This window comes from Micromonospora tarensis (genome assembly GCF_016803395.1).
Taxonomy (GTDB): domain Bacteria; phylum Actinomycetota; class Actinomycetes; order Mycobacteriales; family Micromonosporaceae; genus Micromonospora; species Micromonospora tarensis.
In genome coordinates, this window is the sequence record NZ_JAEVHL010000233.1 from 1 (window position 1) to 10,457 (window position 10,457).

Consider the following 10,457-nt stretch of genomic DNA (forward strand, 5'->3'; position numbering starts at 1 on the left):
GCTGGGAGGGTGGGGTGGTGGTAGGGGTAGGCGGCTCGGGTCAGGACGCTGGGGAGCACCCTCGTGCTGGTGAGGGCCTCGTGGGCGAAGCCGCCCAGGGCCACCTTGAGCGCCAGGGCGGGGATCGGGATGAGCGCCGGACGGTGCAACTGACGGGCCAGCTCGCGGGTGAACTCGGCGTTCGTCACCGGGTTCGGGCCCGCCACGTTGACCGGGCCGGCGATGTCGTCGCGGGCCAGCAGGAACACTGTGGCGTCCAGCCAGTCCGCCATCGAGATCCACGGCAGCCACTGCCGGCCGCTGCCCAGCCGACCGGCGATGCCCAGCTTGAACGGCAGCAGCTGCGGCTTGAGCAGCCCGCCGTCGCGGTGCAGCGGCAGACCGGTGCGCAGCCGGACCACGCGTACGCCGGCGTCCTCGGCTGGCCGGGTCGCGGCCTCCCACACCCGGCAGACGTCGGCCAGGAAGCCCTCGCCGGCCGGCGCGTCCTCCTCGACCGCCCGGTCACCGGTGTTGCCGTACCACCCCACGGCCGACGCGTTGAGCAGGGCTTTCGGCCGGTCGGCCGCCGGCAGGCCGGCGATCGTGACGGCCAGAGTGGTGGTGCTGTCCACCCGGCTGGTCCTGATCAACCGCCGGTAGTCGTCGTCCCAGCGCTTGTCGCCGACGCCCGCGCCGGCCAGGTTGACCACCGCGTCCGCCTCGGCCACCACGGCCGGGTCGAGCTGCCCGGCGGACGGGTCCCACTGTCGCTCCTGGGGCCCGCGCGGCCCCCGGCGGACGAGCCGGCTGACCTGGTGCCCGTCCGCCGTCAACCGCTCGGCCAGCCGGGTGCCGAGGAAGCCGGACGCGCCGGCCAGAAGAATCCGCATACCCCCATCTTCGTCCAGCGGGCACCAGCTGGACGCGCCCCGGCCCGCATTGTCCGATCGGATGGGGATCAGGCTGGGCGCAGGTCGGCGAGCAACCGCTCCACCTCGGCGTAGGACTCCGCGCTCAGCGGGCCCAGCTCCAGGGTGGCCAGGTTCTCCTCGCCTGCGCCACGGTGCGCAGGCCGGGGATCGGCACGGTACGTGGGCTGCGGGCCAGCAGCCAGCCCAGCGCACCCTGGGCCAGGGTGCGCCCGTCGGCGGTGAGCGCCGCGCGGACCTGCTCGACCCGGGCCGCCCAGCGTGGCGTCGGCCGCCGTCGGTGAACCACTCCAACCACTCCGGCGCCCGCCCACGCACGTCGTCCGCCCCCACCGCCCGGGTCGACCCGGTCAGCAGCCCCATCGCCAGCGGCCCACGGTTGAGGCTGGCCAGGTCGTGCTTGTCGCAGACGGCCAGCACCGCGGCGTTGTCGCGCAGCACCGACTGGTCGTGCTGGATCGCGGCGCAGTGCGGGCCGGCGGCCGCGAACGCCTCCGCCGAGGCCGGGTCGTCGGTGCTCCAGCCGTACGACCGGATCTTGCCCTGGTCGACCAGGGCCTCCAGGGTGTCGACCAGATCGAGCGCGGCGGGCACCGGCAGTGCGTTGATGTGCAGTTGGTAGAGGTCGACGTGGTCGGTGCCGAGCCGGCGGAGCGACTCGTCCAGGCTGCGCACCGCGAAGGCCGCGCTGGCGTCGGTGCCGAGGGCCCGCCGGGTGGCCTCCTCGCTGACGTTGCCGAACTTGGTGGCGATCACCACGCCGTCCCGCCGGCCGGCCACTGCCTTTCCGAGGATCCGTTCGCTGTGCCCGGCGCCGTAGTTGCTAGCCGTGTCGAACAGGGTCACCCCGAGGTCGAGCGCCCGGTGGATGGTGCGGATCGACTCGTCGTCGTCCACCTGGCCCCAGCCGAACGGCTGCCCCTCGTCGCCCCACAACGGACCGCCGATGGCCCAGCACCCCATCCCGATCGCGCTCACCGTGATGTCACTGCGACCCAGTTGCCGTGTCGTCATCATGGTCACCACCCTCCAATCTGGAGCGCGCTCCAGGTCAAGCACTACCATCTCGCGACATGAGCGGTTACGCCCCTTCGGAGGCCGCCCGCCGCAGCGGCTTCACCCTGGACACCCTGCGGTACTACGAGAAGATCGGCCTGCTCGCCGACGTGGAGCGGACGGCGGGCGGCAGCGGGTCTTCACCGACGACGACCTCGGCTGGCTGGAGCTGTTCCGATGCCTGCGGGACACCGGCATGCCGATTGCCCAGATGCGCCGCTACGCGCAACTGGCCCGCGAGGGTGAGCACACCGCCGACGAGCGCTGTGAGCTGCTGCAACACCACGCGGTGCGGGTCGAGGAGCAGATGAGCCTGCTCCAGCGCCAGTACGACCACCTGCGGGAGAAGATTCGCTTCTACGAGCGGCGGCCGGACCCGGCGGCAGCGGCCGATCAGGCGGCCGCCGCCGCTGTGTCCAGCCCGCAGGCGCCCTAGACCGGCGCGGTCAGGCCGAGGAGTTCCGCGGTCGTCCCGGCTCGACCGGTGAGTGCGTTCAGGGCGGTGACCAGCCGCTTCTCCTCGTACCGGAAGTGCGACTCCAGCAGGGCGGCCAGCCCGTCCAGCTCGGCGCGCAACCGGGTGCGGGGCATCGCCGGCTCCCCGGTCAGCAGCGTCTCGACCCGCTCCAGGATCCCCGCCACCACCTGGTGGTCGGCGACCAGGTTCGCGATCACCGGGCGCAGCTCGGGGACCTCCTCGGCCAGCAGCCGGAACGCCCCCTCGTCCTCACCGGTGTGATGTCGGCCCAGTGCTGCGCAGAAGGTCAGGCAGTGCGCCCGTAGCTCCCGGGACGGGCGGGCGTCGCCAGTGGTGTCGAGGCCCGGGGTGTCGAGGCCGGCCCGGAGGCGGGCCAGTTCCGCGCTGAGCCAGAGGTGGATCTCGATCATCTGATTGCCGACGGCGGCGAGCCGGTCGGCCGGTGAACCGGTTGGATGCACGTTCGTCCCATGCTGTCCCCGCGCCTCCATGCCCACGGCGGCCTTCGTGCCGGGTGCACCGCGACGCGGCACCGGAGTCTATCCCGCCGGGGTCACGGTGTGGTCGGCTCGTCGCTCTCCTGGACGTTGTGCCAGCGCGCACGCCAGGCGGCCTCGTGGGCCTCGTGGGTGGCCCGCTCGTGGAAGACGGCGGCCCGCAGCGCGTGCCGGGAGCCCGACATCACCAGCACCTCCACGGCCACCAGGCCCACACAGATCACGGCCGCGAGGGTGAGCACGCCCAGCGCCGGCAGGTGTTTGCCGATCGGGAGGGCCACCGTGAGCGCGACGATGACGCCGACCCTGGTCCAGCTGACCGTGTGCAGGGTGCGGAGCTGAAACAGCAGGTTGACCGCGAAGTAGCAGATCAACCCGCCGAAGAGCATCGGTACGGCGGGTCCCTCGATCTTCTCGGAGATTCCGCCGGCCGGGTCGGTGATCTTGTGCAGGACCTGCTCGTTGCCGATCGAGAAGAGGATCACCCCGGCGATCATCGGCAGGTACCCGTACGCGTACGCGTCGCGGGCCATCGCCACCCGGGGGCGCCCTCCGCCGCGTGCAGGGCGATCCGGGCGCCGGCCCGATGAAGTCGAAGTGCGCCCACCAGAGGGCGGCGGTGATCACGATGCCGAGCGCGGCGGCGGCCACCGCCGGCCAGGTGACCGGCTTGCCGAGCAGGTTGCCGCCCACACCCGTGGAGATCACCGACTCACCCAGCGCGATGATCAGGATGAGGTCGTAGCGCTCCGTCCAGTGTTCGGCGCTGGTCACCCCCCAGCCCCAGGTGCCGACGATGAAGCCGGTGGCGTACTGCACCAGCACCACGGCGATCCACAGCCCGTCGCGGACCATGGCGGCCTGCTCGGGGTCGGCGATCCGCGCGGGGATCAGCGCGGCGGCCAGCAGCAGCACGATGCTCACCGCCAACTCCGGGGCGAACCGCCGCAGCTGCCGCCGCTCCTGCGGGCTGTCCCGTACCACGTGCTGGTAGAGGATCATGTGTACGGCCCGGACCGCGACGTAGCTGATGGCCACCAGCATCGGGCCGGCGGCGCTGCCCTTCGGGTCGCTGAACGCCTGCGGCAGGGCCAACGCGAACGCGAAGAGAGCGACCATCGCGATCACCATCAGCACCGGAACGTAGCCCTCGCCGAGCCGGACCCGGGTGGCGACGAGACTGTGCACCACCCAGATCCACCAGAGCACGGCGAGCACCAGCCCGGCGTGCAGCAGTTGCCGGCCGGAGATGTTCGCGGCGGTCGCCCGGGTGATGATGAAGAACGAGAAGACGAAGACCAGGTCGAAGAAGACCTCGAACTTGTCCACCCGGGCGCCGGGGGCGATCGGGACGGCCGGTCCCAGTTGTCCGCCCCTGCGGTAGCCGCCCACGCCCCCACTCTGGCAGTGTCCAGCCTGCTCGGAGGCCCGAACGGCGATGGCGGCGGGATGCCGCGTTACCTCCCGCCCCAGCCGGGAAGACGCCCGCACAGCACCTCCGCAGCGGGCCGGCGGGTGCGCCCTACCCGGACAAGGACAGACGATGACGACGAGCGACCCGATCAGCACACCCTTCGCACACGAATCCACCGCCATGGATGTGATCCGGGGTGTGGATCTCGTCGGCCGGCGGGCGATCGTCACCGGCGGCTCCTCCGGCATCGGAGTGGAGACCGCCCGCGCGCTGGCCAGCGCCGGCGCGCAGGTGACACTGGCCGTCCGCAACCCCGACGCCGGTCACCAGGCGGCCGACGACATCACCGCCAGCACCGGCAACGACCAGGTCCTGGTCGCGCCGCTCGACCTCGCCGACCAGGGCTCGGTCGCCGACTTCGTGGCCAACTGGGACGGCCCGTTGCACATCCTGGTCAACAACGCCGGCATCATGGCCGCGCCGCTGTCGCGCACCCCGCAGGGCTGGGAGATGCAGTTCGCCACCAACCACCTGGGGCACTTCGCGCTCGCCACCGGGTTGCGCCCGGCCCTCGCAGCCGGCGACGGGGCCCGGGTCGTCTCGGTCAGCTCCGCCGCCCACCTGCGCTCCCCGGTGGTCTTCGAGGACATCCAGTACGACCACCGGGAGTACGACCCGTGGCAGGCGTACGGGCAGTCCAAGACGGCGAACGTGCTGTTCGCCGTGGCGGCGACCCGGCGCTGGGCCGACGACGGCATCTTCACCAACTCGCTGATGCCCGGCGCGGTCCAGACCAACCTCCAGCGCTACGTCAGCGAGGAGGAGCTGAACCGGATCCGGGCGGGCAACGCGGCGGCCTGGAAGAGCGTCGAGCAGGGTGCCGCCACCTCGGTGCTGGTCGCCGCCTCGCCACTGCTCGACGGGGTGGGGGGCCGGTACTTCGAGGACTGCCAGCAGGCCGCCCCGGCCCGGCCCGGTGCACGGACGGGCGTGGCGGAGTACGCGTTGGACCCGGAGGCCGCCGAGCGGCTCTGGCAGGTGTCCACCGCGCTGCTCAAGGGCTGACGCCCGCGAAACCGCCCAAGGGCTGAAGCTGCTCAAGGGCCGAGGCTGCTCAAGGGCCGACGCCTGCGAACGCCGAACGGGCGCCCCGGTCGACGACCGGGGCGCCCGTTTCGGACGTGCGGGAATCAGGCCAGGCCCAACTCCGACTCGAAGTTGCCGCCCTCCAGCCGCTCCTTGACCGCGGTCAGGAAGCGGGCCGCGTCGGCACCGTCGATCAGTCGGTGATCGTAGGACATGGCCAGGTAGACCATCGACCGGACCGCGATGACCTCGCCCAGGTCCGGGTCGTTGACCACGACCGGGCGCTTGACCACGGCACCCGTGCCGAGCATCGCCGACTGCGGCGACGGCACGATCGGGGTGTCGAAGAGCGCGCCCCGGCTGCCGGTGTTGGTAAGCGTGAAGGTCGCCCCGGCCATCTCGTCTGGGGTGATCTTGTTGGTCCGGGTGCGCTCGGCCAGGTCGGCGATCCGCTTGGCGATGCCGCCCATGTTGAGGTCACCGGCGTTGTGGATGACCGGTACGAGCAGCCCGCGCTCGGTGTCCACGGCGATGCCGAGGTGCTCGGCGGCCGGGTAGGTGATCGTGCCGCCGTCCAGGTCCATGCTGGCCTGGATGATCGGGTGGGTCTGCAGCGCCTCGATGGCGGCGAGGGCGAAGAACGGCAGGAAGGACAGCTTCACGCCGTGCTTGGCCTGGAACGAGTCCTTCGCCTGGGTCCGCAGCTTGGCGACCCGGGTGACGTCCACCTCGACCACCGTGGTGAGCTGGGCGGTCTCGTGCAGCGACTGCTGCATCCGCTTGGCGATGGTCGCCCGGATCCGCGGCAGCTTCTCGGTGGTGCCCCGCTTGGCGCTGGGCTGCGGCTTGGCGGCCGGCGTGGCCGGAGCCGCTGCCGGGGCGGCGGCCTGCCGCGGTGCGGCGGGAGCGGCCTTGGCTGCCTTCGCCTGCTCGGCCGCGTCGAGGACGTCCTGCTTGCGGATCCGCACCCACGCCGGTGCCGTTGAGCGTGGACAGGTTGACGCCGTGCTCACTGGCCAGCTTGCGCACCAGCGGAGTGACGTAGCCGGCACCCTCCTCGCCGCCACCCTGGGCCGGGGCGGACGGGCGCGGCGGCGTCGCGGCCGGCGCGGCCGGCTGCGAAGCCTGCTCGGTCTTCGCCGGCTGCGCCGAGCTCTCGGTCTCCGCGGCGGGCTCGTTGTACGACATGCCCGGCGTCGGCTCCTCGACCTTCGGCGCGGGCTTCGGCGCCGGGGCGGCCTCCGCCTTCGGCGCGGGCTTCGGCGCGGGCTCGGCCTGCGCGGGGGCCCCGCCGGCAACGCCGATGATCGCCAGGTCGGCGCCGACCGCCGCGGTCTCGTCCTCGGCGACCTTGATCTCCAGCACCGTGCCGGCGACCGGCGACGGGATCTCGGTGTCCACCTTGTCGGTGGAGACCTCCAGCAGCGGCTCGTCGACCTCGATGGTCTCGCCGACCTGCTTCAGCCAACGGGTGACCGTACCCTCGGTGACGCTCTCGCCCAGGGCCGGCATCTTCACCGCGGTGCCCTCGCCGGACGAGGCGGCGGCCGGAGCCGGCGTCTCGGCCGGGGCCTCGTCCTGGGCCACCTCGTCGGCGGTGCCCTCGGCGGCGGCCGTCGCTCGGCGGCCGGCTCGACCGACTCGGCCGGGGCCTGCTCCTGCGGGGCAGCCTCGCCACCGCCGGTCGACTCGCCCTCACCGGCGATGACGGCCAGCTCGCTGCCGACCTCGGCGGTCTCGTCCTCGCCGACCACGATCCGGCTCAGCACGCCCGCCGCGGGCGACGGAATCTCGGTGTCGACCTTGTCGTCGAGACTTCGAGCAGGGGCTCGTCAACCTCGACCGTGTCGCCCTCCTGCTTGAGCCAGCGAGTGACGGTGCCCTCGGTGACGCTCTCGCCGAGCCGGGGCATGGTGACCGATACCGGCATTTTCTCCAGACTCCTTCATTCCCCTAGGGGATCTTCGCCCGTCGCCGGACGCCGCGGTTTGGGTGATCAGGCGTGCGCGTGCAGCGGCTTGCCGGCGAGGGCCAGGTGCGCCTCGCCCAGGGCCTCGTTCTGGGTCGGGTGGGCGTGCACGAGCTGGGCGACCTCGGCGGGGTAGGCCTCCCAGTTGTAGATGAGCTGCGCCTCACCGATCAGCTCACCCACCCGGGCACCGATCATGTGTACGCCGACCACCGGGCCGTCCTCCACCCGGACCAGCTTCACGAAGCCGGTCGTCTTGAGGATCTGGCTCTTGCCGTTGCCACCCAGGTTGTAGTTGTACGTCTTGACCTTGTCGGCACCGTACTGCTCCTTGGCCTTCGCCTCGGTCAGCCCCACCGACGCCAGCTCCGGGTCACAGTAGGTGACCCGCGGGATGCCGACCTCGTCGATCACGGCCGGGGTCTGCCCGGCGATCTCCTCGGCCACGAAGATGCCCTGCTGGAAGCCCCGGTGCGCGAGCTGGAGGCCGGGCACGATGTCGCCCACCGCGTAGACGTTCGGCACGCTGGTGCGCAGCCGCTCGTCGGTCAGCACGTAGCCGCGGTCCATCTTGACGCCCTGCTCCTCGTACCCGAGGTTGGCGGTGTTCGGGCCGCGACCCACGGCGACGAGCAGCAGCTCCGCCTCGACGGTCTCGCCGCCCTGGATGGTCAGCTTGACGCCGCTCTCGGTCTTCTCCACCTTCTCGAACGGCTTGCCGACCTTGAAGTTGATCTTCCGCTTGCGGAACGCCCGCTCCAGCGCCTTGGACGACTCCTCGTCCTCGGCGGCGACCAGTCGGGGCAGCGCCTCGACGATCGTCACGTCCACCCCGAAGGACTTCCACACGCTGGCGAACTCGACGCCGATCACGCCGCCACCGAGCACGATCACCGACGAGGGCACCCGGTCCATCGTGAGCGCGTGGTCGCTGGTGATGATCCGCTCGCCGTCGACCTCCAGGCCGGGCAGGCTCTTGGCGTACGAGCCGGAGGCCAGGACCACGTTGCGGCCGGTGTAGCGCTTGCCGTCCACCTCGACCACGTTCTTGCCGACCAGCTTGCCGTGGCCCTCGACGATGGTGATCGACTTGTTGCCCTTCAACATGCCCTGGAGGCCCTTGTACAGGCGGGCGATCACGCCGTCCTTGTACGAGTTGACCCCGGCCATGTCGATGCCGATCAGCTCGGCCTTCACGCCGAACTGCTCCGACTCGCGGGCCTGGTCGGCGATCTCGGCCGCGTGCAGCAGAGCCTTCGTGGGAATGCAGCCGTTGTGCAGGCAGGTCCCGCCGAGCTTGCCCTTCTCGACCAGCGCGACCTTCAGGCCCAACTGGACGGCGCGCAGCGCGGTCGCGTAGCCGCCGCTGCCACCTCCGAGAATGACGATGTCGAAGGTCGCTTCGTTCGGCTCGCTCACGTCCAACTCCCAGGTCGCGTCGCTGCATCGGGGGTCACGGGGATGTAACACGGACACACCCCACCTCGGTCATCTTGTCACCACTGAGCACAGGGTGCGTAGTGAGGTGCCCAACGACACGTCATCGGCACGTACCCTTGGCACCGTTGTCGATGACGCACCATGGGGGAGAGATCCGGTGGGGTTGTTCCGGCGCCGCAAACAGACGGCCGTGCCGAGTCGTGACCGCGCGGCAGATCGCGGCGACCTGGACCATCTGGAGAACTTCATCCGGAGCCGGCGCGGCGTCGAGGCGTTCATCGAACCGCGCACCACGGTGACGGAGACCACCGTCATCCTGATCGCCGACGACGGGGAGTGGACCCGCCGTCGCATCGACGGGCCGGAGGGCGCCCGGCGCTTCGCGTACCGGATGGGCATTCCGGTGTACGACGTGCGGCTGATGGGCTACCCGCAGCGGATGCGCGACTTCAACGAGCGCCGCAAACGTCGCCCCGAGCTTTACTGAGCCACCCGAAAAGGGGCCCCGGTCGGGGCCCCTTTTCGGGTTGTGTCGGCGTCGGCCGCGAGGTCAGCCGTTGGCCGCGACGTCCTCGACCAGCTGGACGAGGGTGCGGACCGGGACGCCCGTGCCGCCCTTGGTCCAGTAGCCGGTCGGCTCGCCCGAGTGGTAGCCCGGACCGGCGATGTCGATGTGCGCCCAGGCCACCTCGTCGGCCACGAACTCGCGCAGGAACACCCCGCCCTGCAGCATGTGACCGGCCCGGTCCATCCCGGCGTTGACCTGCGAGATGTCCGCCACATCCGACTCCATGCCCTTACGCACGTCGTCGGGCAGCGGCATCGGCCAGGCCGGCTCCCCGACCGCGTCGCCGACCGTCCGGACCCGCTCGCAGAGCTCCGGGGTGCCCATCACACCGGCCACCCGCTTGCCCAGCGAGATCACCTGGCCGCCGGTCAGGGTGGAGGTCTCGAACAGGTAGTCCGTGCCGTCGGCGCAGGCGCGGGCCATGGCGTCGCCCAGGATCATCCGGCCCTCGGCGTCGGTGTTGAGCACCTCGACCCGCTTGCCGTTGAACATGGTGATCACGTCGCCCGGCCGGTAGCTGGTGCCCGACGGCATGTTCTCCGCCATCGGCAGGTACGCGCTGACCGCCACGCTCGGCTTCAGCGCGGCGATGGCCAGCATGGCCGCGCCCACCGCGGCGGCACCCGCCATGTCGGACTTCATCTCCCACATGCCCTGCGCCGGCTTGATCGAGATGCCGCCGGTGTCGAAGGTGATGCCCTTGCCGACCAGCGCGACCCGCTTGCCGTTGCCGTCGCCCTGCGGGGTGTAGGTCAGCTTCACCAGGCGCGGAGGGGCCTCCGAGCCCTGCCCGACCGCGACGATGCCGCCGTACCCACCGGCGGCCAGCGCCGCCTCGTCCAGCACCTCGACACCGAGCCCCGCCGCGCGGGCGGCGTCGGCGACCGCGTCCGCGAACGACGGCGGACGCAGCTCGTTCGGTGCGGCGTTCACCCAGTCCCGGCTCAGCCGGACCGCACCCGCCACCGCCTGGGCCCGGGTGACCTCCGCCTGGGCGCCCGCGGCGCTGGCGTCCGGCACCGCGACGAGCACCTCGGC

The 10,457-nt window shown here is 71.7% G+C and carries 8 protein-coding genes and 4 pseudogenes; 4 read left to right on the forward strand and 8 right to left on the reverse strand.

Annotated features, from left to right (window positions below; translation table 11 throughout):
- On the reverse strand, positions 1–872 hold an 872-nt coding region (locus tag JM949_RS29140), incomplete at its 3' end, for a TIGR01777 family oxidoreductase (RefSeq protein ID WP_203151369.1).
- Positions 873–940: 68 nt separating this feature from the next.
- A pseudogene (locus JM949_RS29145) lies at positions 941–1,928 on the reverse strand (aldo/keto reductase).
- 56 nt (positions 1,929–1,984) lie between these two features.
- Between JM949_RS29145 and JM949_RS40015 the strand changes: the two are divergent.
- Positions 1,985–2,133: pseudogene (locus JM949_RS40015) on the forward strand (MerR family transcriptional regulator); the annotation flags it as partial.
- Positions 2,134–2,163: 30 nt separating this feature from the next.
- A complete protein-coding gene (locus JM949_RS40020) occupies positions 2,164–2,403 on the forward strand; it encodes a MerR family transcriptional regulator (protein WP_407664843.1) in 240 nt (79 codons plus the stop codon).
- Here JM949_RS40020 and JM949_RS29155 read toward each other — a convergent pair.
- From JM949_RS29155 to JM949_RS38695, 3 genes and pseudogenes are all read right to left on the reverse strand, one after another.
- The gene (locus JM949_RS29155) at positions 2,400–2,906 is read right to left on the reverse strand and encodes a hemerythrin domain-containing protein (RefSeq protein WP_309232374.1); all 507 of its coding nucleotides are present in this window, start codon (positions 2,904–2,906) and stop codon (positions 2,400–2,402) included. The two genes, JM949_RS40020 and JM949_RS29155, sit on opposite strands and share 4 nt — an antisense overlap.
- 92 nt (positions 2,907–2,998) lie before the next feature.
- On the reverse strand, positions 2,999–3,475 hold the full coding sequence (locus JM949_RS38690; protein ID WP_255545681.1) for a low temperature requirement protein A: 477 nt from the start codon (positions 3,473–3,475) through the stop codon (positions 2,999–3,001).
- A gap of 115 nt (positions 3,476–3,590) precedes the next feature.
- A pseudogene (locus JM949_RS38695) lies at positions 3,591–4,604 on the reverse strand (low temperature requirement protein A); the annotation flags it as partial.
- On the opposite strand from JM949_RS38695, the gene JM949_RS29165 reads away from it, so the two are divergent.
- Complete coding sequence (locus JM949_RS29165; protein ID WP_203151370.1) at positions 4,486–5,421, forward strand: SDR family NAD(P)-dependent oxidoreductase; 936 nt, start codon at positions 4,486–4,488, stop codon at positions 5,419–5,421. The pseudogene JM949_RS38695 and the gene JM949_RS29165 overlap by 119 nt on opposite strands.
- Positions 5,422–5,546: 125 nt before the next feature.
- On the opposite strand, the pseudogene sucB reads toward JM949_RS29165, so the two are convergent.
- Together sucB and lpdA are read right to left on the reverse strand one after the other, a co-directional pair.
- A pseudogene (sucB, locus tag JM949_RS29170) lies at positions 5,547–7,372 on the reverse strand (2-oxoglutarate dehydrogenase, E2 component, dihydrolipoamide succinyltransferase).
- A gap of 66 nt (positions 7,373–7,438) precedes the next feature.
- Positions 7,439–8,830 (reverse strand): dihydrolipoyl dehydrogenase, encoded by a 1,392-nt coding sequence (lpdA, locus tag JM949_RS29175; RefSeq protein ID WP_203151371.1) that lies wholly within the window; start codon positions 8,828–8,830, stop codon positions 7,439–7,441.
- Positions 8,831–9,008: 178 nt separating this feature from the next.
- On the opposite strand from lpdA, the gene JM949_RS29180 reads away from it, so the two are divergent.
- Positions 9,009–9,338 (forward strand): hypothetical protein, encoded by a 330-nt coding sequence (locus JM949_RS29180; RefSeq protein WP_203151372.1) that lies wholly within the window; start codon positions 9,009–9,011, stop codon positions 9,336–9,338.
- A gap of 63 nt (positions 9,339–9,401) precedes the next feature.
- Here JM949_RS29180 and JM949_RS29185 read toward each other — a convergent pair.
- On the reverse strand, positions 9,402–10,457 hold a 1,056-nt coding region (locus JM949_RS29185; protein WP_203151373.1), incomplete at its 5' end, for a leucyl aminopeptidase.